This window comes from Streptomyces sp. NPDC046977 (genome assembly GCF_040644455.1).
Taxonomy (GTDB): Bacteria; Actinomycetota; Actinomycetes; order Streptomycetales; family Streptomycetaceae; genus Actinacidiphila.
In genome coordinates this window covers 351094-372203 of sequence record NZ_JBEYWO010000004.1, presented here as the reverse complement: position 1 = coordinate 372203, position 21110 = coordinate 351094, and the positions used below count along the sequence as shown (strand labels likewise).

Below are 21110 nucleotides of genomic sequence, written 5' to 3'. Positions count from 1 at the left end.
CGCTCAGATGCGCCGGCCGCCGCCCGGCGTGGGGTCGGGCACCTCGCGGCGCATGCGCTTCGTGCCGGGACGCATCGTCGCCGCCGCCAGCGCGAGGACGAGCATGATCACGCCGACGACCACGTTGTTGGTGATCGTGCGGGTGGTGGCGACGCTTCCCGCGATGCACCACGGCGAGATGATCGTCCACAGACCGATGATCGCCGCGGCCCACGCCATGGAGTGCGTGCGCTCGAACCCCCGCCCGATACCGCCCATCAGCAGGGCGTACGCGACGCCGGCGATCAGGTTGGCGACCGCTATCGTCGACAGGCCGTTGAAGCCGACGATCCATGGAGACGCGGCCAGGTAGGTGCCTGTGACCAGGCCCATGGCCTCGATCGCCTGCCCCCGGTTGGTCGCTGTCGTCCGCTCGTACTCGGCGCGGAGCTCAAGAAGGTCCGGGTGCTCCTCGATGCTCGGTCGCGTGTAGGCCATCGAAACCATCTCCGCTCATTTCGGGCTTTTCGACCATCAAATACCCCTGTTGGGGCAATTGAGTCGTCCGAATCGACATGGATTGGCGTGGGCACGCCGGTACGAGGTGAAGTCAGGGCCAATGATCACGCGAGGCTCGGCAGACATCACGTACGGTCACCGGTTTCGACGCGGAGAGCCCGGCAGAAAGCGGCCTTCGGCCGGCGACCCTCGACCGGTTGGGCATATGCCAATATTCGGCATCTACGCGATAAAGGTTTCATTACGTACGTTTTCTGCACAGGGGGCCGGGCAGACGCCGTTCGTCCAGGCAACCGCAGCCGCGGCACTCAGGAAAGGCACCACCATGGCCGACCATCCCCTCAGCGGTCACCGCGTCCTGGCGATCGCCACCAACTACGGCGTGGAGCAGGACGAACTCGTCGTCCCCACCGAGCACGTACGCGACGAAGGCGCCGAGGTGACCATCGCCGCCGCCCTGGACGAGCCCATCGTCACCCTCGTCGGAGACAAGGACCCGGGCAGGACCGTGCGGCCGACCACCACCTTCGACAAGGTGGACCCGGCCGACTTCGACCTGCTCCTCATCCCGGGCGGCACCATCAACGCCGACGCGCTCCGCCAGAGCGAGGAAGCGATCGGCATCGTCCGGTCGTTCGTCTCCTCCGGACGGCCCGTGGCCGCCATCTGCCACGGCCCCTGGGCGCTGGTGGAGGCCGATGCCGTTCGGGGCAAGACCCTCACCTCGTACGCGTCGCTGCGGACCGACATCGGCAACGCGGGCGCCGCGTCCTGGGTGGACGAGCCCGTGGTGAGCGACAGGACCGGCGGCTGGACCCTCGTGACCTCCCGTACGCCGGACGATCTCGACGCCTTCGTCACGGAGGTCGACAAGGCGCTGATCGGCACCGGCCGCTGAACCGGCACCTTCCCTTCCAGGTCCCCTCCCCGCCCGTGGGGCCGATGACACGATGAGCGGACTGCGCGGACTGCGCTCGCCGAGGGGAAGGTTCCACGGGAATGTCCTTGATCCACCGCACCACGCTGTCGCCCACCAAACTGGAACTGCTCACCCAGTGGCTCCCCGGGCAGCCGTGGTACGCGGGAGCGGACCGCCTGCCGGAACTGACCAGGGCGGGGGGCTTCCGGCTGGACGACCCCCGGGGCGAGGTCGGCCTGGAGTTCATGGTGGTCACCGACGCCGGCGGTGACGGTGACGAGGCGGCGTACCACGTGCCGCTCAGCTACCGCGGGGCCCCGCTGGCGGGGGCCGAGCACGCACTGATCGGCACCACGGAGCACGGCGTGCTGGGCACGCGCTGGGTGTACGACGGCACCCACGACCCGGTGCTCGTCGGCCAGTTGACGGCCTTCGTGCGGGGTGAGGCCGAGGCGCAGGCACAGAGCGTCAGCGACACCCGCGATCCCACCGTCGGCCGCTCCTGGACAGGACCCGCACGCATCCCGGCCCCCGCTCCCCGCACGGCGGCGCACGGCCCCGAAGGCACCACGGACGTGCTCCTGGACGGCGGCGCGGACGGGAGGCTGGTGCTGCGGGTGGTCCGCGCGCTGCGCCCGGTCGCGGACCCCGGGGCGCAGGGCCGCGGCGGCCTCGGGCATGTCGACGCCCGCTGGCGGCTGACCGGCGGCGACGAGGCCCGCGCCGTCTTCGTCACCGTCCACGACGGGACACCCTCCGAGTAGCCCGCCGGAGCGGGCCGGGAACGCCCTGCCCTCTCCCCAGATCCACGGCGGCGGCGCACAATGCGGGTCGAACGACGTTCCGCGGGGCAGGGATGTCCCGACACGGCGACGCAATCTGGAGGCGCCCGTGAAGGTGGCCCTGCTCACTCGCGAATACCCACCGGACGTGTACGGCGGCGCCGGCGTCCATGTCGAGTTCCTCGCCCGCGAGTTGCGGGCTCTGACGGACCTTCAGGTGCACTGCTGGGCGGGGTCCGGCGCGGACGACCCGGCCGGGGTGTTCCGGCACGCCGCGGACGGCGGCCTCACCGGGGCCAACGAGGCGCTCCGCAGCCTGTCGGTCGACCTGTCGATGGCCGCCGCCCTGACCGGGCGCGACCTGGTGCACTCGCACACCTGGTACGCCAACCTCGGCGGTCATCTCGGCAAGCTGCTGCACGGCATCCCCCATGTGATGACCGCCCACTCGCTCGAACCCCTGCGTCCCTGGAAGGCCGAGCAACTCGGCGGCGGATACGCCCTGTCCGGCTGGGCGGAGCGCACCGCGATCGAGGCGGCCGACGCCGTCGTCGCGGTCTCGCACGGCATGCGCGCGGACATCCTGGAGTCCTATCCGTCCCTCGACCCGTCCCGCGTGCACGTCGTGCACAACGGCATCGACACGCGGCTGTACCGCCCCGACCCGGACGAGACCGTCCTGCACGCCCACGGCATCGACCCGACCCGCCCGTACGTCCTGTTCGTCGGGCGCATCACCCGGCAGAAGGGCGTCCCCCATCTCCTGCGCGCCGCCCGCGGCCTGGACCCGGACATCCAGCTCGTGCTGGCCGCCGGCGCCCCCGACACACCCGCCATCGACGCGGAGTTCCGCGACCTGGTGGAGCAACTGGGCCAGTCCCGCAGGGGCGTGGTCTGGATCCCGGGCATGCTGCCGCGCCCGGAGGTGGTGCAACTGCTCACCCACGCGGCAGTGTTCGTGTGCCCGTCGGTGTACGAGCCGCTGGGCATCGTCAATCTGGAGGCGATGGCCTGCGGTACCGCGGTCGTCGCCTCGGCCGTCGGCGGCATCCCGGAGGTGGTGCGGGACGGCGTGACCGGGGTGCTCGTGCCGTACGAGGAGAAGGACCCGGCCGGCTTCGAGGAGGGCCTGGCGGCCGCCGTCAACGCCGTCGCCGGCGACCCCGCCGCCGCCGCCCGGATGGGTGCGGCGGGCCGGGAGCGCGCGGTGGCCGAGTTCGGCTGGGACGCGGTGGCCCGCCGCACGGTGGACGTGTACGAGCGGACCCTCGGGTGAGCGGGCAGACAAAGAACGCGGCGAACGCAGGGAACGCGGGGAACGCGGGAACAGCGACGGACCAGGGGTAGGGGGAAGCGATGCGCGGCGGACCTTCAGTGCTCGGAATCGTTCTCGCGGGCGGGGAGGGAAAGCGGCTCATGCCGCTGACCGCCGACCGCGCCAAACCGGCCGTGCCCTTCGGCGGCGCCTACCGGCTGGTGGACTTCGTCCTGTCCAACCTCGTCAACGGCGACATCATGCGCATCTGCGTGCTGACGCAGTACAAGTCGCACTCCCTGGACCGGCACATCACCACCACCTGGCGGATGTCCAATCTGCTGGGCAACTACGTCACCCCGGTCCCGGCGCAGCAGCGGCTGGGCCCGCGGTGGTTCCTCGGCAGCGCGGACGCCATCTTCCAGTCCCTGAACCTCGTGTACGACGAGCAGCCGGACTACATCGTCGTCTTCGGCGCCGACCACGTGTACCGGATGGACCCCCGTCAGATGCTGCGCCAGCACATCGAGAACGGCGCGGGCGCCACGGTCGCCGGGATACGCGTCCCGCGCGACCAGGCGTCGTCCTTCGGCATCATCACCCCGGCGGCCGGCGGCATCCGCGTCGAGGAGTTCCTGGAGAAGCCGGCCGACCCGCCCGGCCTGCCGGGCGACCCCGACCACGTCTACGCCTCCATGGGCAACTACATCTTCACCACCAAAGTGCTGCTGGACGCCCTCCACCAGGACGCCGAGGACGACGACTCGGTGCACGACATGGGCGGCAGCATCATCCCCCTGCTCACCGACAAGGGGCAGGTGCAGGTCTACGACTTCGACGACAACCACGTCCCCGGCGAGACCGCCCGCGACCACGGCTACTGGCGGGACGTGGGCACCCTGGACGCCTACTACGACTCCCACCTGGACCTGATCTCGATCAACCCGGTCTTCAACCTCTACAACAACCAGTGGCCGCTCTACACCCACTCCCTGCGACTGCCGCCCGCCAAGTTCGTCGCCGGGGGCATCGCGAGTGAGTCCATGGTCAGCCCGGGCTGCATCATCTCCGGGCAGGTCACCCAGTCCGTGCTGTCCCCGGGCGTCGTGGTCGAGGAGGGCGCCGTCGTCCAGGGGTCGGTCCTCCACGACAACGTGCGCATCGGCCGCGGGGCGGTGGTCCGCCGGGCCATCCTCGACAAGAACATCACCGTGCCGCCGGGCGCCACGATCGGCGTCAACCCCGACCGCGACCGCGAGCTGTACCACGCCTCGGCCAACGGCATCGTCGCCCTCGGCAAGGGCCAGCGCGTGCTGTGACCCCGCTCCGGGCGGGCCCGGATCCGCGCGCGGCGCCCGACGCGTCGCACACGTGCCGGACGGAAGTCAGCGATTACTTTGGGATCGGCGTGGGAGGTGAGGCAAAGGAGATCCCCGGGTGCAGACCGTCCTTGCCGTGCTGTTCGCGCTCCTCGCGGCGCTCAGCAACGCGCTGGCCACCGTGCTGCAGCGCTACGCCGCCCGCACGGTGCCGCTCGCCACGGGGCTGCGGCTCGCCCTCATCGGGGAACTGCTGCGCAAGCCGGTGTGGCTGGTCGGCTTCGGCGCGGTGATCGCCGCGGCCGCGTTCCAGGCCCTGGCCCTGCTCAACGGCGAGCTGACCCTCGTCCAGCCGCTCTTCGTCCTGGAGCTGCCGTTCGCGATGTTCCTCGCGGGGATCGTGCTGCGCCGGCGGCTGCCGCCGCGGGGCTGGGCCGCCATCGCCTGCATGGTCGTCGGGCTGGGCGTGGGCCTGTGGGCGGCGTCGCCCAGCGGCGGGGTGAACCAGCCGCGTCCCGCGCTGTGGGCGGCGGCCCTGCCGGCCTGCGTCGCCGCCGTCCTGCTGCTCGTCGCGGTCGCCGCCCGCCGCCCGGAGGGGCGGGTGCGCGCCACGTGCTTCGGAGCGAGCGCGGCCATCTGCTACGCGCTGACCGCGGGACTGCTGAAGGACGCCACGCAGGTCTGGAACGACGAGGGCCCCGGGGCCTTCTTCACCGCGTGGCAGACCTACGGATTCGCCCTCGTCGGGGTCGCCGCCGTCTTCCTCCTGGAGAACGCCATGCAGTCGGGGCCCCTGGTCGCCTCGCAGCCCGCGCTCACCCTCGGGGACGCGACGGTGAGCCTCGCGCTGGGCGTCACCGTCTTCGAGGAGCGGCTGCGCGGCGGCTGGTACATCCTGCCGATGCTGCTCGGCGCGTTGCTGGTGATCTGCGGCGCGCTGATCCTCGTCCGCGTTCCGCTCATTCACACCCTCGTCGGACCGGAGGCGTCGGACGGCGAGAAGCACGGCGGGAAGGGCGGCGGGAACGGCCCGGACGGGCGGGCCGCGGGCGCGCGCTGACGGCCGACAGGACGTTCCGGTCGCGGTGCACGAAAATGGAACCGACATCCACACCCCCGCCGGTCGCCCCCGGGCGACGCGCAGGAGGGAGCACCATGTCCGTGGCGAACCGTCCCCCCGTCCGGCCCCTCGTGGAGCCCCATTACGACGCGTCCATCGTCGACATCCGCGACTCGCTGCTCACCGTGCCCGTCCTGCTGATCGGCGGATGGCTCTTCGTGGCGGGCTGGCCGCTGGCCTACCCCAACACGCCCATCGCCAACGGCGCGCGCATGGTGGACCTGGTCTTCGCCACCGTCCTCATCCTGAACGGTTTCTCGCGTATATCGAGGACACGCGGCGCGGGCAGCGACATCCTGACCGTCTTCTGCGGCGCGTGCCTGGTGGCGGCGCCCTTCGCGTTCGGCTACTTCGGCGAGGACTCGGGGGCGGGGCTGGCGTACCTGAGCCAGATCGTGACCGGCGCCGCCCTCATCGTCCTCGGGCTGGCCAGTATGGCCCTGTTCCGGCGCGGCCAGGCCGTGGCCCGGCGGACCGCGGCGGACGCGGCAAAAACCGGCGACCGGGCCGCGGACCGGCCCCGCACCCGGACCCGCAGCCACTGACCTGCCCGCGTCCCGTAACGTCGCCGGAAATCGCCAGGTGTGATCGTGCCCCCTCGGGGCACACGCATCGGAGCAGGTGTGGAAGAGGCACGGAGGCGGACGGGATGCACGAGGCTGTACACGGCGGTGACCGGACCTGTCCGGACACGCGGCCGATCGCGGTGACCGCCGCCTACGAGGGCAGTGAGCAGATCGCCGAGGCCCGCGACCTCGCACGCGACTTCCTCACCGATGTGCAGGCGGTGCACGGACTGCCGGTCTCGGACCGGGTGATGGTGACGGTCCAGCTCGTGGTCAGCGAGCTGGTCACCAACGCCCGCAAGTACGCCCCCGGGCCGTGCCTGCTGACCCTGCAGATCAGCGAGGGCACGGTCGAGGTGACCGTGTGGGACAGCGACACGACGCTCCCGGTGGCCCGGGCCGCCGACGCCGACCGGGTCGGCCAGCACGGCCTGGAGATCATCATGGCCGTCTGCCAGAGCTTCGAGGTCCACCGGCAGCCCGTGGGCAAGCGCATCACCGCCCGCATCGTGCTGGCCGACGCCCCGGACGGGGACATCGCGGGCCGCCACCCCTGACCGCCCGTACCGGGCCCCGCAGGGGGATGACCGAGGGCCAGTGCTGCGAGACGGCGAAGCCCGGGGTCGCCGCCGCGCCCAGTCTGCCCCCTGGTCGAGCCCAGGGCGCGGCGCAGGCCGATCTCGGACCGCCGCTCACACCCATCCGACCAGCAGCGCGACCGCGCCGAGGGCGGGCAGCAGGGCGCCGAACGTCCTGTCGCGGGCCTGTTTCGCCGCCAACGCGTCGGAAGGCCGGGAGACGGAGGCCTCGAGATCTCGAAGGGGTTCTCGGGGCGCCGCGGACCACCTCCGCCGCGTAAATGACTCAGCCGGACGGCCCGCGGGTAGGCGAGCCGGAGAACGTCATCGGCACGCACGCGGTCGCGCGCCTCCGAGCAGGCGCGCAGCGACGGGCGGCCGCCGCACGGCACGGCCGGACTCCGGCCCGCGGCCGCCGCTCGGGTGGGGCGAAAGGAGAGCCCACGATGAGCGAAGTGGATCGCCGGCCACTCGACGTGGGCCATCCCGAGGCCGCGGCGCTGGGCCCCAGCGGGCTCATGGACATCCTCGGCGTCGCGGCGGTCCTGCTGGACGACGGCGGCCGCATCGACATGTGGAGCCCCCAGGCCGAGGAGCTGTTCGGTTACCCGGCGAACGAGGCCGTGGGACAGTACGCCGCGCTGCTGCTCGTGGACCCTCAGGACCAGGACGCCGCGGTCCGGCTGTTCGCGGAGGTGATGGAGACCGGCCGCAGCTGGGCCGGCGCGTTCCCGATCCGCTGCAAGGACGGCAGCACGCGGCTGGTGGAGTTCCGCAACGTACGGCTGTCGGACAGCGCCGGCGGCTCCCACGCGCTGGGGCTGGCCACCGACCGGTCGCGGCTGCAGACGATGGAGCGGGGCCTCGCCCTGGCCTACCAGCTGGTCGAGCAGTCGCCGATCGGCCTGGCGGTCATGGACACCGGCCTGCGGTACCTGTCGGTCAACCCCGCGCTGGCCCGGATGCACGGCCTCGCAGAGGACGACCACATGGGCCGCGCCTTCCGGGAGGTGCTGCCCAGGGCCGAGTTCCGCCAGGCCGAGCGGACGCTGTGGGAGGTCCTGGACACCGGCGTCCCCGTCGTCGACCGGTACGTCGTCGGCCGCACCGCCGCGGACCCGGACCACGACCACGCCTGGGCCGTCTCGTTCTACCGGCTGGAGGACCAGAACGGACTCGTGCTGGGTGTCGCGTGCTCCGTGGTCGACGTCACCGACCGGCACAGCGCGACCTTGGAGGCCGACCGGGCGCGCCGCCGCCTCGCCCTGATCGCGGACGGCTCGGCCCGGCTCGGCACCACCTTGGAGGTGGTGCAGACCGCGCGGGAGCTGGCGGACGTCGTCGTCCCGGAACCGGCCGACATGGCCGCGGTGGACGTGCTCGGCGCCGTTCTCGAGGAGCAGGACACCGAGCCCGCGGAGGATGCCCCGGTCTTCCGGACCCTGGCCTCCAAGACCACGCACTCCACGCGGGCGGCACGTCTGGCCGTGGAACCGGAGACCGTCGTGACGTACCCGCCCGCCCACCTGGCGGCGCTCTGCGTGCGCACCGGCCGTCCGCAGTTGATCACGCACCTCGGCGACGGGGACCTGCTGCGCGTCAGCCGCGACGAGGACGAGGCGGCCGACCTCGCCGAGGCGGGCATGCACACGGCCATGGCGGTGCCGCTCATCGCCCGCGGCCGGGTCCTCGGGGTCCTGGGGCTGGGGCGTGCGCGCGATCCGCAGCCCTTCGACGAGGACGACGTGACCGTCGCCTGGGAACTGGCCTCCCGCGCCGCCGTGTGCATCGACAACGCCCGGCTGCACCAGCGCCTGCGCAGCACCGCGGAGACCTTGCAGCGCAGCCTCCTGCCGCAGCTGCGCCCCTGCCACCCCTGTCTGGAAGTCGCCGCCCGCTACCGTCCGGCGCAGGCCAGCAGCGAGGTCGGCGGCGACTGGTACGACGTCATCGCCCTGGAGGACGGCAAGGCCGTTCTCGTCGTCGGCGACGTCATGGGCAGCGGGGTGCCGGCGGCCACGACCATGGGCCGGCTCCGCACCGCCGCCTCGACCCTCGCCGTCCTCAACCTCGAACCGGCGCAGATCCTGGGCGAGTTGGACAAGATCATCCAGGGTCGGGAGCACGCCGACCACTCCATCGCCACCTGCGTGCTGGCGGTCTTCGACCCGGAGCGGGGCGAGTGCCGGGTCGCCAACGCCGGCCACCTCCCGCCGATCGTCGTGCGCGACGGGGAACGGCCCGAACTGCTCGACCTGCCGACGGGCACTCCGCTCGGCGTGGGCGGTGTGCCGTTCCAGAACACCGTGGTGCGCCTGGGTCTCGGCGACGCGCTCGTGCTCTACACCGACGGACTCGTCGAGACGCGCGACCAGCCCATCGACGAACGCCTCTCCGTGCTGGTCGACCTCCTGCACTGCGAGGACCGCTCGGTGGAGGAGACCTGCGACCGGCTCCTCGCCGAACTGCGCCTGCCCGGGTGCCGCGACGACGTCGCCCTGCTCATCGCGCGCTCCCGGCCCCGCCCGCCGGCCACGACGACGCCGTGCTGAGGACGGACGGCCGCACGCCCGGCCGCGGACGGCGCGATCCGGTCAATCGCGCCGTGGGCCCGCTCAGGGGGCGGTCCGGGGGTAGAAGTGAGCCGGGTGGCCGGACGGCCCGGACCCCGTGGCACCCGCCGTGGAGGCGTCGATGCGGGAGGACTGCGCACTCAGCGTCGAGGAAGTCCGTGCGCTGAACGGGATCGAGGGCCTGCTGCGGCGCGACCGCGAACTCGCCCGGCGCCTGCGGACGATGCGGCTGCACACCCGCCGGCGGGACGCGGCGGCGCGCTTCGCCCGGTGGCCGCGCGCGCTCCTGGTGACCTTCCTGGGCGGGGTCAGCCTCGCCCTGCTGCTGGCGGCCGCGACGACCAAGGACGGTCCGCTGCTGTGGGCGTTCGGGGCCGCGTGGGGGGCCACCTTGCTCGCGGCGACCTGGCCGGCCACCCCCTGGTGGCGCCGGCGGGCGCGCCGCCCGCGGGTACCGCGTCCGCGGCGCGGCACGCCGAGCGCCTGAACTCCGCGGGCCGGGGCCCTGACCGGCGGGCCCCGCCAACCAGGCCCGCGCCGCGTGCCGGGTTCCGGCCCGGCGCCGGCGCCGACTTGCGGCGGGTGCGTGAACGGGGCGTGCGGGAAGTGTGCGGATGCCCCGGAGAGGACGCGACGCCCTGCGTACCCCGCGCCCCGGTGAACCCGCAGGCGGGGGGCGGGGGTACGGTCCCTCCCCGGCGCGCGACCGGTGCTTTTCCGCGGATCGCGGCCCTGGCCCGCCCGGGTCCGCGGTGGGAGGGTGAGGGGACATCAGCCTGGTTTGGTACTCGTTCCGCGCCGTCCTCCCGGCCGCTTCCCGGCCGGCGGAAAGGTACGGGCCACTTACTGGACTCCGTGTGCGCCGGTATGCACGCGGATGGCGGCAGTCGACCCCGACAGATGCCGCGATGGGCTCCGGCTCCCCCGAAGGAGCAGGAACCATGACCACCGCCCTGACCGTGGAACCCGAGCGTCACGCCGATCGCCTCACCCTCAGTCTGACCGGCGAGATGGACATCGACAGCTGCTCGCGTGTCAGCGACGCGCTCGATCTCGACGGCTGCACCTCCGTCGTCCTGGATCTGGCCGGACTGACCTTCATGGACTCGTCCGGGGTGAACCTCGTCCTCCGGCTGCGGCAGCGGCTCGCCCCCGAGGGCGTCCATCTCGCCCTCCACGGGGTGCAGGGCCAGCCCCGCCGCCTCGTGACGCTCGTCGGCCTGGAGACCGTCGTCGAGGTCGAGCCCGCCGCCCGGACCGCACAGGCCTGGGCACCGTAGCGGGCCCGGCGCCCGCCGCACCGTTGACATTCACCCGATCGGCGTAGGCGAAGGTGCCCCCGGGCGGGCGGGACCGGATGGTGTTGAGAGGCTTCCGCCTCGTGTGACCGGTATCCGCCCCGACGGGAGGAGATCGAATGGCACGCACTTCCCCGTTCCCCGGAAACCATCCTCCCGCCCCCGGCCGCACCCCTCGCCGCCCGCGAGCGGTCCGGCCGTGACCAGCCGCTTCGGCACCTGGAACACCCACGGCCCCCCGCTGCCCTCCCCCGGGCCGTGGCTGTTCCCGGGAGCCGTGCCCGCCGAGCCCCCCGTGGGGTTCCCGCAGGCGGTGCTCTTCGACCGCGACGGGACCCTCGTCGTGGACGTGCCCTACAACGGCGACCCGGCACGCGTCGTCCCCATGCCGACCGCCCGCGAGGCCGTGGCGGCCGTGCGGGCGCAAGGGATCCCGGTGGGGGTGGTGAGCGACCAGTCGGGGGTGGGGCGCGGCGTACTGACGTGGCGTCAGGTCGTCGCGGTGCAGCGGCGCGTGGAGGACCTGCTCGGGCCGTTCGCGCTGTGGGCGGTCTGCCCGCACTGGGACGAGGTCTGCGACTGCCGCAAGCCCGCGCCCGGCCTGGTGCTCGCCGCCTGCGACTGGCTCGGCATACCCCCCGCGCAGGCCGCCGTCATCGGCGACATCGGCGCCGACACGGCCGCCGCCCGGGCCGCGGGCGCGCGCGGGGTGCTCGTCCCCACCCCGGTCACCCTGCCCGAGGAGGTCCGGGAGGCCGAGGTATTCGCTTCCGACCTGCTCCAGGCCGTACGCCTGGTGCTGCCGGAGCCCGCACGGTGAGCCCGACGGGACGGGAGGTGCGCCCATGAACGGCCGCAGCACAGCCGACTCCATGGCGATCGCGCTCGTCTCCGAGCACGCGAGCCCCCTGGCCGTGCCGGGCGGACCGGACGGCGACGGGCCCCACACCCATGTCGTGCGGCTGGCCGCCGCCCTCGCCGGGCGGGGCCACCGGGTGACCGTGCACGTCCGGCGCGACGCGCCGGGCCTGCCGGACGCGGTGCCGCTGTGCGAGGGCGTCGAGGTCCACCACGTCCCCGCCGGGCCGCCGCGTCCGCTGACCGAGCACGAACTGCTGCCCCACATGGCGGAGTTCGGGCGCGCCCTGACCCGGGCCTGGCGCCTGCGGCAACCGGACATCGTGCACACGCACTTCTGGATGTCGGGCCTGGCCTCGCTGCGGGCCGCCGGTCAGCTGGGCATTCCGCTGGTGCACACCTTCCACGCCCTCGGCACGGTCACGCGGCGGTACGAGGCGACTCCCGGTGGCGCCCACCGGGCCGACCTCGTCGTCCGCGAGACCGAACTCGGCCTGGCCTGCGACCGGGTGATCGCCGTCTGCCGCGAGGAGGTCGGGGAACTGGCGCAGATGGGCATTCCGGTGCACAGGATCAGCGTCGTCCCCCGGGGCGTGGACACCGATCGGTTCACCCCGATCGGCCTCGCCGCCCAGCGCGGCCCCGCACACCACCGGCTGCTCCAAGTGGGCCCGCTGGCGGCGCGCAAAGGCATCGCGGTCTCCGTCGCGGCGCTGACCCGGCTGCCCGGGACCGAGCTCGTCGTCGTCGGCGGTCCGGCCGCGGACCGCCTCAGGGGCGACCCCGAGGTGCGCCGGCTGCTCGACCTGGCACGGGACATGGGGGTCGGCGACCGGGTCCGGTTCACCGGCGGCGTGCCCGGCACCGCGGTGGCGTCGCTGATCCGCAGCGCGGACGTCGTGGTCTGCCCCGCGGACTACGCGCCGTTCGGCAGCGTGCCGTTGGAGGCCATGGCCTGCGGCAGGCCCGTGGTGGCCAGCGCGGTGGGCGGCCACCTGGACACGGTGGCCGACCCGGGCACGGGGCGCCTGGTGGCGCCGCACTCCCACGCCGCCCTGGCACAGGCGGTCGGCGGGCTGCTCGCCTCTCCCGGCACCCGCAGGGTGTGCGGGGCGAACGGGCGCCGACGTGCCCTGACCCGCTTCGCCTGGCCCCGGGTGGCGGCGATGACCGAGCGGGTCTACCAGGGGGTGCTCGTCCCCGACGAGGTGGCCTGGGCCGTGACGCCCGCATGACCGCCCCTGCGTACGCCCTCCCTTGACAGCGCCGCTGCCTGGCGGTTTGGTGGGTTTTTACGTAATAAGCGGCTTACGTCCAGCCCGCGGGTGCGGCCTTCGAGGGCGCCGGGCACGCGACGAAAGGGGCAGCCGATGGGTGTCGGCGCGACGGCACACCCCGCGGCGACGGACGGGGCCTGCGCATGACCGCTCCCGCCGGCGACCCGGCCGCGATCCGCGTCACCCGCCCGCTGACCGGGGAGGAGTACGTGGACAGTCTCCGCGACGGCCGGGAGATCTACCTGTACGGGGAGCGCGTCCGGGACGTGACCACGCACCCGGCGTTCCGCAACACCGTCCGCATGGCGGCCCGCCTGTACGACGCGCTGCACGACCCCGCCGCCCGGCCCGTGCTCACCTGCCCCACCGACACCGGCAGCGACGGGCGCACCATGCGTTACTTCCGCGCGGCCCGCAGCGCGGCGGACCTGGTCGGCGACCGGGACGCCATCGCCGCGTGGGCCCGGCTCACGTACGGCTGGATGGGCCGCAGCCCCGACTACAAGGCGGCGTTCCTCGGCACGCTCGGCGCGAACGCGGACTTCTACGCCCCCTACCAGGACAACGCCCGGCGCTGGTACCGCGAGTCGCAGGAGAAGGTCCTGTACTGGAACCACGCGATCATCCATCCGCCCGTCGACCGCGACCGGCCTCCCGACGAGGTGGCCGACGTGTTCGTGCACGTCGAGAAGGAGACGGACAACGGACTGGTCGTCAGCGGCGCCAAGGTCGTGGCCACCGGATCGGCGACCACGCACATGAGCTTCGTCGCGCACTCCGGCCTGCCCCTCAAGAAGCCCGCGTACGCGCTGGTCTGCGCGATCCCGCTGAACGCACCGGGGGCGAAGCTCATCTGCCGGCCCTCGTACGCGATGAACGCCGCGGTGACCGGCAGCCCCTTCGACCATCCGCTGTCCAGCCGTCTGGACGAGAACGACACCGTCCTCGTGCTCGACAAGGTCCTCGTGCCCTGGGAGAACGTGTTCGTCCACGGCGACCCGGAGAAGGCGGACGCCTTCCTGCCCGCGTCGGGCTTCCTGCCGCGCTTCGCCTTCCAGGGATGCGTCCGGCTGGCGGTCAAGATCGAGTTCCTGGCCGGGCTGCTCCTCAAGGCCCTGGACATCACCGGGACCTCGGACTTCCGCGGGGTGCGGACCCGGGTCGGCGAGGTGCTCGCCTGGCGGAACCTGATGTGGGCGCTCACCGACTCCATGGCGCACAACCCCGACCCGTGGGTGGGCGGCAGCGTGCTGCCCAACCTGAACGCGGGCCTGTCCTACCGCTGGTTCATGACCCAGGGGTACCCCCGGATCAGGGAGATCGTCGAACAGGACCTCGGCAGCGGCCTGATCTACCTCACCTCGCACGCCGCCGACTTCAAGAACCCGGACGTCCGCACCTACCTCGACCGCTACATGCGCGGCTCGAACGGCTACGACGCCGTGCACCGCGCCAAGGTCATGAAACTCCTGTGGGACGCCGTCGGCACGGAGTTCGGCGGCCGGCACGAGGTGTACGAGCGCAGCTACAGCGGCAACCACGAGGCGGTGCGGCTGGACATCCTCACCGCGCAGGACGCGACGGGCCTCACCGAGGCCTACCGCGGCTTCGCCGACACCTGCCTGGCCGAGTACGACCTCGACGGCTGGCTCTCCCCCGACCTGATCGACCCCGACGACGTGAGCGTCATCGGCGGCGCCTGAACCCCGGCGGGATCAGGCGCCCTGCGCCGCGAAGCCGGTGCGCCAGGTCGCGTACCCGGGCCGCCATCCCCGGGAGCGGGCCAGCGCGTTGGAGGCGCCCCGCGCCCAGTCCTGCCGTCCCGACGTCGCGACCGGTGCGGGCACGCCGAGGGCGTCCGCCAGGACCGGCAGCCACGCGCGGGCCGGCGCCGGCGCGTCGTCCACGATGTTGACCGGCCCGGAGGGCCAGTCGAGGGCGGCGACGGCGGCCCGTGCGGCATCGGCGACATGCAGGAACGAACTCACTGACAGATCCGCCTCGATGCTCCCGAGGAACCGCGCGGACGGATCGCCGGCCAGGGCCGCGGCCACGGCACCGCCCGGCGCGTACCAGGTGCCGGGGCCGTACAGCACGCCGTAGCGCAGCACCACCGCGGTGTCCATGCCGGCCGCCGCGTCCTCCAGCGCCCGCAGGCCGTCGACCAGCGCTCCGCGCGGTTGCGGCGCGCCGATGTCCAGCGGCTCGGACTCGTCGGCCGGCCCCTCTCCGGCCGCGTACGCCCAGGAGATCGACTGGGCCACGATCCTGGTGACGCCGGCGGCCACGGCCGCGTCCACCAAGTGGCGCGTGCCCTCCCGGCGGAGCCGGTTGGTCGCCTCGCCGTCGGCGCCGGACAGGTCGGTGAGCTGGTGGACCACCGCGTCGGGCGCGGCCGCGGCCACGATCCGCCGCAGACCGTCCCGGTCGAACACATCGCCCTGCACGGCCGACGCGCCCTGGCCACGTACGTTCTCGGCGCCCTTGGGCGTGCGGGAGATCCCTGTGACCTGGTGCCCGGACTCCAGGAGCAGCGGAACGAGCAGCCGCCCGACCGCTCCGGTGGCACCCGCGACCAGAACACGCATGGGGGATCAGTCCTTTCCACGGTCGCAGCGGCGGCCCGCCGACGGACAGGGGGCGAGGCTAGCAGAGAGATGGACATATCTCCCGAAACAGGGCTGCGACGTTGCGGGACCCACAGCCCGTGTCGGGCAGCGCGGGAACCGCCCCTGACCGCCTTCGCCCACGGACGGCCTCCCTGGGCGGACACCGCGCCCGGCAAGGGCTCACTCCCGCGTTCCCGCGAGTGCCACCGCGGGACGCCGCAGCGCGAGTCCGGCCCCCACGGTCGACGCGAGGACGGCGAGGACCGCGCACGCGCCCGCGGCCGCCCCGACAGCCGCCCAGGGCAGCTCGATCGGAGCGCTCACCGACAGCAGGGCGAGCGCCCACCGCATTCCCGCGAGGTTGAGTACGGCCACGGCCAGACCCAGGAGTGTCCCCACGGCGACCACCACGAGGGACTCGGCCCCGACCAGCCGCAGCACCTGCCGACGCGTGGCCCCGGCCAGCCGCAGCACGGCCAGCTCGCGCACCCGGTCGGAGGTGGCCATCACCGTGGTGTTGACCAGGGAGACAGCTGTGTAGAGCAGGGCGATGCCGAGGACGAGTACAAAGCCGAGCCACGTCGTACGGTCGTTCTCCGGCCGGGCTGCCGCAAGCCATTCGTCCCGGGTGAGCACGCGGCCGCCGGCAGGCTCGACCGCCTTGCGCAGCAGGGCACTCACCTCGCCGGAATCCGCGCCCTTCGCCAGGGCCACGTCCACTCGGTCGACGAGGGCACCGGGGGCGTTGGCGGGGGTGACCCAGACACCGTTGCCGCCCGTGCCGACCGGCATCACCGCCGCAATGCGCAGCGTCCTCCTGGTGCCGTTCCCGAGCCAGACCTGGACGCGCCCGCCGATGGAGTGCCGTTCCCATTCCTCGTTCACGACGATCGACCCGTCGTCGAGATCGGCCGCGTTCCCCGCGACGAGCGGCAGCCGGGTGGTGGCGGCGAGGGCCTCGGGGTCGGCTGCCCGCGCCTCGGACCTGATCAATGCCGGGCCGTCCTCCAGGACGAACACCTCGCTCGCCGCGGACGGCGACACCTGCGCCCCGGGCACGCCGCGCAGCCGTCGCAGGGTCCGCGCGTCGAAGCCCGCACCGTCCGGGACGGTGACCACGTAGGCGGCGGTGGTCCGTTGGCGTATCTCGACGGCCCTGGCCCCGTCGAGGGTGGCGGTGCTGCCGAGCAGTGATCCCGTGAGGGCGACCATCACCAGGACGGGCGCGGCGACCGCGGCGGTGCGGCGCACCCCGGCTGCGGCGCCCTCGCCCACCAGCATGCCGACGGCACCGGGCAGCCGGCCGGACACGCGAGCGAGGAGGCGGACCGGTGGACGCACCACGACGGGCGCGAGCAGGGCGGCCGCCGTGATCAGCAGCAGCGGGCGGCTCACGTACGTCTTGCGGTGCAGAAGGTCGCCGGGGTCGCCGGCCAGGCCGGCACCGAGGGTCACCACAGCGGTCAGCAGCAGCCCGGCCCCCCACACCCACCGGCCCCGTGTCATCGCCCCAGGGTCGACGGAGGCTTCGCGCAACGCCTGCACGGGGCCGGTCCGGCCGGCCCGCCAGGAGGCCGCGGCAGCACCGCCGAGGGCGACGAGCAGGCCCGTCCAGAAGGCCGCCTGGTAGGGCCAGGTGTGGTCCTTGACGGTGAACCAGTCCGGTGCCAGTCCGTTGTCGACCACCGACGCGGCCAGCCGCGGCGCCGCGTACGCCCCGAGCAGGCAGCCCGTCGTCGCGGCGAGCACGCCGACCAGCAGGGATTCGGCCAGCACCATCCGGCGGAGCAGGCCGGGAGTGGCGCCCGCGGTGCGGAGCAGCCCGAACTCGCGGCGGCGCTGGGCGACCGAGAAGGCGAACGTGGAGGCCACGACGAACACCGACACAAAGGAGGTGACGCCGCCGGCGGTGCCGAACAGGGCGTTCATCGCGGTCACCGCCTCGCCGTCGCGGCCGGGATCGGCGTCGGCGTAGCGCCGGTCGTTCCCGGTGAGTACCCGGGCGCCGCTGCCGCGGACCGCCTCCCGTACCGGGGTGGCGTCCGCGTCGACCACCGCCTGCGGGCTGACGGGACACAGCCGGGCGGCACGTGCGTCGGTATAGAAGACGGCGTGCTCGAAACCACGCTCCGACACGGCGCCCACGACGCGGACGGTTCCCCGGTCGGTGCGCACACGCGTGCCCGGCACGGCCCAGCCACCGGTCACGACGACCTCGTCGTCCGCGCTGGGCGCGCGTCCCGCGGTGAGCACGTAGGGGGCGAACGCAGCGGTGGACCAAGGGTGTCCCACAAGGTCAGCGGGTCCGCCCTCGGCCCGGACCGGGAACGACCGGTCCTCGACGACCGGACCGAGCCCCCGCAGCAGGGCGAGAGTCGAGACGGGCACGCCACGCGGCTGTGCGAGCGCGTGCGTCCGCACACCCCCTGGCGTGCTCACGCGCAGGGCGTCCTGCCCACGGACCACGACCGGCGCCGCGGCGAAACGCTCGGGCCGCCGTTCGGGCGCGTCCTGGGAGGAGGCCAGGACCAGTCCGGTCACGGCCAGCAGTGCGACCCCCAGTGACAGCGCGACGAAGGTGCCGGCGAAGGTGACCCAACGGGTGCGCAGGGTGCTCAGGGCGAGGCTCAGCACGGCACGGCCTCCAGCCCGGTCATCCGCGTGGCGATGTCGTCCGCGCTCGCCGCGGCCAGTTCGCCGTGGACGCGGCCGTCGACGAGGAACACGACACGGTCCGCGCAGGCGGCGGCCACCGGGTCATGGGTGACCATCACGACGGTCCGGCCCTCGTGGTCGACCATGCCGCGCAGCAGGTTCAGCACCTCACGGCCGGCCCGCGAGTCCAGGGCACCGGTCGGTTCGTCAGCGAAAAGCACCTCCGGGCGAGTGATCAACGCGCGGGCCAGGGCCACCCGTTGCTGCTGCCCGCCGGACAACTCCGAGGGCCGGTGCCCGGCACGGTCCCCCAGGCCGACCAGCCGTAGGGCTTCGCGCACCCTGGCACGGGAGGGCCGACGGCCCGCGAGTCGCAGCGGGAGCGCGGCGTTCTGCTCGGCGGTCAGCGACGGCAGCAGGTTGAACGCCTGGAAGACGAAGCCGATCCGTTCGCGGCGCAGACGGGTCAGCCGGGTCTCGCCGAGCCCCGTCAGCTCGGTGTCGCCGAGCAGCACCGAGCCCGAGGTGGGCCGGTCCAGGCCCGCGGCGCACTGGAGCAGGGTCGACTTGCCAGAGCCGGAGGGTCCCATGACGGCGGTGAAGGTGCCTCTGACGAAAGCGAGCGAAACCTCGTCCAGGGCCGTCACGGCACTGTCCCCGGAGCCGTGGCGCTTGCTGACGGAGCGCATTCTGATGGCGTCGTCGTTCATGTGTCCCCCTTCGTTCGGGCCGCATCTCCCCCCGCGGGGTGTTCCGGGGCGCGGCGTCTCCCGGGTGACTCCACGAAATCCCGCCGAGCGGCAGTGGCGCATTGAGGCAGGGGCGAGAGTCGGGGTGGGGCCAGGCATACCCCCGTTCCTCGCGCTGGGCCGATGGTCCGGCCCGCACACGGGGCCTACGGTGATCCGCATGCATCCCGGAAATGTGTGGCAGGCGATGTCCGGACGCGGCTTCCTGCTGTCCGCGTGGCCGTGGCGCTCATTGGCGTATCTGCTGACCGGGGTGGTCGCGGGCGCCGTCACCCTCGTGGGGATCGTGACCGCGGCGGCCGCCGGGACGGCGCTCGCCGTCGTGCTCGTGGGCCTGCCGCTGCTCGTGCTCACCGCGCTCGCGGGCCTTCCCGTCGCCGTGCTGGAGCGGGGAAGGCTGCGCCTGATCGACCGTGAGCCCGCACCGGGGCCCCATGTGACGCCCGCCGAAGGAGGGTTGTGGGCCTGGCTGACGACGCGACTGCGGGAGCGGGCGACCTGGCGGGAACTCGGCTACGCCGTCCTGTTGGCGGGACTGCTGTGGCCGGTGGAGGCACTCGTCGTCACCGTCGCACTGGCCGTCCCGCTCTCGCTGGTCGCCGCCCCGGTGCTGATGGCGACCGTCGGTGAGGGGCACGAGGTGAAGGTGCTCAAGCAGTGGACGGTCACCACATGGCCCGCGGCGTGCGGCGCGGCCGTGCTGGGGCTGGTGCTGCTCGCGCTCGGCGCGTACGTCATGGGCGTCGCCGCGGGCGCACGTGCCGGACTCACCCGGCTCCTCGTCGCCCCGGGCGACCGCGATCCCGGCGCCCGGATCGTCGAACTGACCCGGTCCCGCGTGCGCCTGGTCGACGCATTCGAGGCGGAGCGGCGCAGGATCGAGCGCGACCTGCACGACGGGGCGCAACAGCGCCTCGTCGCCCTGACCATGGCCCTGGGCCTGGCACGCCTCGACGCGCCGCCCGGCCCCCTGGCCGACCAGCTCGCCAGGGCCCACGAGGAGGCGGGCAGGGTCCTGGAGGAACTGCGCGAACTCATCCACGGCGTCCACCCGCGGGTCCTGACCGACTTCGGCCTGGAGGCGGCCGTCGCCGACGCCGCCGACCGCTCCGCCGTCCCTGTCGACGTGGACCTGGAACTGCCCGGACGGCTGCCCCGCGCGGTCGAGGCCGCCGCCTACTTCGTGGTGCGCGAGGCCCTCGTCAACGTCGCCCGGCACAGCGCCGCCGACCGTGCGGAGGTGAGCGGCGGGCACCGCGACGGGCGGCTCGTCCTCCAGGTGCGGGACGAGGGCCGGGGCGGCGCCGAGCCCGGTGCGGGCAGCGGGCTGACCGGGCTCGCCGACCGGGTCTCCGTACTGGATGGAAGACTCTCACTGTCCAGCCCGCCCGGCGGACCGACCCTGCTGCGTGTGGAGATTCCTTGCGAGTGGACCGAGACCTCCGCGTAGTGCTGGCCGAGGACAGCGTGCTGCTGCGGGAGGGGCTGACGGGCCTGCTCGACCGCTTCGGGCACCGTGTCGTGGCCGCCGTGGGCGACGCCGACGCGCTGCTCGCAGCCGTGGACGAGCACTCCCCGGACATCGTGGTGACGGACGTCCGCATGCCGCCCGGCTTCCAGGACGAGGGCCTGCGGGCCGCGGTGCGGCTGCGGCAGACCCGGCCCGCCCTCCCCGTCCTCGTCCTCAGCCAGTACGTGCAGCGCGCCTACGCCGCCGAACTGCTGGACTCCGGCGACGGAACGGGCCTCGGGTATCTGCTCAAGGACCGGGTCGGCCGGGTCGGGGAGTTCGTCGAGGCGCTGTGCGAGGTCGCGGCCGGCGGCACGGTCGTGGATCCCGAGGTCGTACGGCAGTTGCTGCGCCGCCGCCGCGGTCCGCTGGAGCGGCTCACCCCACGCGAGCGGGAGGTCCTGGCGCTGGTCGCGGAGGGCAGGTCGAACGGGGCGATCGCCCGCGAACTGGTCGTCTCCGAGGCGGCCGTGGGCAAGCACATCGGCAGCATCCTCTCCAAACTCGACCTCCCTCCGGCCGACGAGACCCACCGCCGGGTCCT

At 73.5% G+C, this 21110-nt stretch carries 19 protein-coding genes and 1 pseudogene; 15 read left to right on the top strand and 5 right to left on the bottom strand.

Features of this window, described 5'->3' with window-relative positions; translation table 11 throughout:
• Positions 1-3: 3 nt before the first annotated feature.
• The gene (locus ABZ883_RS08970) at positions 4-477 is read right to left on the bottom strand and encodes an SPW repeat protein (protein WP_360903859.1); all 474 of its coding nucleotides are present in this window, start codon (positions 475-477) and stop codon (positions 4-6) included.
• A gap of 346 nt (positions 478-823) precedes the next feature.
• Between ABZ883_RS08970 and ABZ883_RS08965 the strand changes: the two genes are divergently transcribed.
• The 7 genes from ABZ883_RS08965 (at position 824) to ABZ883_RS08935 (ending at position 7016) form a co-directional block, all read left to right on the top strand.
• Complete coding sequence (locus ABZ883_RS08965) at positions 824-1396, top strand: type 1 glutamine amidotransferase domain-containing protein (protein WP_360903856.1); 573 nt, start codon at positions 824-826, stop codon at positions 1394-1396.
• A 101-nt stretch (positions 1397-1497) separates the two neighbouring features.
• The gene (locus ABZ883_RS08960; protein WP_360903853.1) at positions 1498-2181 is read left to right on the top strand and encodes a 1,4-alpha-glucan branching protein; all 684 of its coding nucleotides are present in this window, start codon (positions 1498-1500) and stop codon (positions 2179-2181) included.
• A gap of 127 nt (positions 2182-2308) precedes the next feature.
• A complete protein-coding gene (gene glgA, locus ABZ883_RS08955) occupies positions 2309-3475 on the top strand; it encodes a glycogen synthase (protein ID WP_360903850.1) in 1167 nt (388 codons plus the stop codon).
• 80 nt (positions 3476-3555) lie between these two features.
• Positions 3556-4773, top strand: coding sequence for a glucose-1-phosphate adenylyltransferase (gene glgC / locus ABZ883_RS08950; protein ID WP_360903847.1), 1218 nt, complete (start codon positions 3556-3558; stop codon positions 4771-4773).
• A 118-nt stretch (positions 4774-4891) separates the two neighbouring features.
• Positions 4892-5833 carry a DMT family transporter gene (locus ABZ883_RS08945; RefSeq protein WP_360903844.1) on the top strand — a complete coding sequence of 314 codons (942 nt, stop codon included), beginning with the start codon at positions 4892-4894 and terminating at the stop codon, positions 5831-5833.
• 95 nt (positions 5834-5928) lie between these two features.
• Entirely contained in the window at positions 5929-6438 is a 510-nt protein-coding gene (locus ABZ883_RS08940) for a hypothetical protein (RefSeq protein ID WP_360903841.1), read from the top strand.
• Positions 6439-6542: 104 nt separating this feature from the next.
• A complete protein-coding gene (locus ABZ883_RS08935; protein WP_360903838.1) occupies positions 6543-7016 on the top strand; it encodes an ATP-binding protein in 474 nt (157 codons plus the stop codon).
• An 83-nt stretch (positions 7017-7099) separates the two neighbouring features.
• Here the strand turns inward: ABZ883_RS08935 and ABZ883_RS08930 are convergent.
• Positions 7100-7259: pseudogene (locus ABZ883_RS08930) on the bottom strand (ABC transporter permease); the annotation flags it as partial.
• A 224-nt stretch (positions 7260-7483) separates the two neighbouring features.
• Here ABZ883_RS08930 and ABZ883_RS08925 point away from each other — a divergent pair.
• The 6 genes from ABZ883_RS08925 to ABZ883_RS08900 all read left to right on the top strand — a co-directional run bounded on the left by ABZ883_RS08925 (position 7484) and on the right by ABZ883_RS08900 (position 14746).
• Positions 7484-9589, top strand: a complete 2106-nt coding sequence (locus ABZ883_RS08925) for a SpoIIE family protein phosphatase (protein ID WP_360903835.1) — start codon at positions 7484-7486, stop codon at positions 9587-9589.
• A gap of 118 nt (positions 9590-9707) precedes the next feature.
• Positions 9708-10097: a hypothetical protein gene (locus ABZ883_RS08920; protein WP_360903832.1), complete on the top strand. Its 390-nt coding sequence runs from the start codon at positions 9708-9710 to the stop codon at positions 10095-10097.
• A 454-nt stretch (positions 10098-10551) separates the two neighbouring features.
• Entirely contained in the window at positions 10552-10890 is a 339-nt protein-coding gene (locus ABZ883_RS08915; RefSeq protein WP_360903829.1) for an STAS domain-containing protein, read from the top strand.
• Between the two features lie 280 nt (positions 10891-11170).
• A complete protein-coding gene (locus ABZ883_RS08910) occupies positions 11171-11728 on the top strand; it encodes an HAD family hydrolase (RefSeq protein WP_360904081.1) in 558 nt (185 codons plus the stop codon).
• A 25-nt stretch (positions 11729-11753) separates the two neighbouring features.
• Positions 11754-13001 (top strand): glycosyltransferase, encoded by a 1248-nt coding sequence (locus tag ABZ883_RS08905; protein WP_360903826.1) that lies wholly within the window; start codon positions 11754-11756, stop codon positions 12999-13001.
• A gap of 185 nt (positions 13002-13186) precedes the next feature.
• The gene (locus ABZ883_RS08900) at positions 13187-14746 is read left to right on the top strand and encodes a 4-hydroxyphenylacetate 3-hydroxylase N-terminal domain-containing protein (RefSeq protein ID WP_360903823.1); all 1560 of its coding nucleotides are present in this window, start codon (positions 13187-13189) and stop codon (positions 14744-14746) included.
• Between the two features lie 12 nt (positions 14747-14758).
• Here ABZ883_RS08900 and ABZ883_RS08895 read toward each other — a convergent pair whose 3' ends face one another.
• The 3 genes from ABZ883_RS08895 to ABZ883_RS08885 all read right to left on the bottom strand — a co-directional run bounded on the left by ABZ883_RS08895 (position 14759) and on the right by ABZ883_RS08885 (position 19017).
• The gene (locus ABZ883_RS08895) at positions 14759-15631 is read right to left on the bottom strand and encodes an NAD(P)-dependent oxidoreductase (protein WP_360903820.1); all 873 of its coding nucleotides are present in this window, start codon (positions 15629-15631) and stop codon (positions 14759-14761) included.
• Positions 15632-15832: 201 nt separating this feature from the next.
• Positions 15833-18286, bottom strand: a complete 2454-nt coding sequence (locus tag ABZ883_RS08890; protein WP_360903817.1) for an ABC transporter permease — start codon at positions 18284-18286, stop codon at positions 15833-15835.
• Entirely contained in the window at positions 18280-19017 is a 738-nt protein-coding gene (locus ABZ883_RS08885; RefSeq protein WP_360903814.1) for an ABC transporter ATP-binding protein, read from the bottom strand. The genes ABZ883_RS08890 and ABZ883_RS08885 overlap by 7 nt, the downstream gene beginning before the upstream one ends.
• A 199-nt stretch (positions 19018-19216) precedes the next feature.
• Between ABZ883_RS08885 and ABZ883_RS08880 the strand changes: the two genes are divergently transcribed.
• On the top strand, positions 19217-20506 hold the full coding sequence (locus ABZ883_RS08880) for a sensor domain-containing protein (RefSeq protein WP_360903811.1): 1290 nt from the start codon (positions 19217-19219) through the stop codon (positions 20504-20506).
• Positions 20506-21110 (top strand): response regulator transcription factor (locus tag ABZ883_RS08875; protein ID WP_360904078.1); only part of this gene is annotated, 605 nt, incomplete at its 3' end. The genes ABZ883_RS08880 and ABZ883_RS08875, both read left to right, overlap by 1 nt.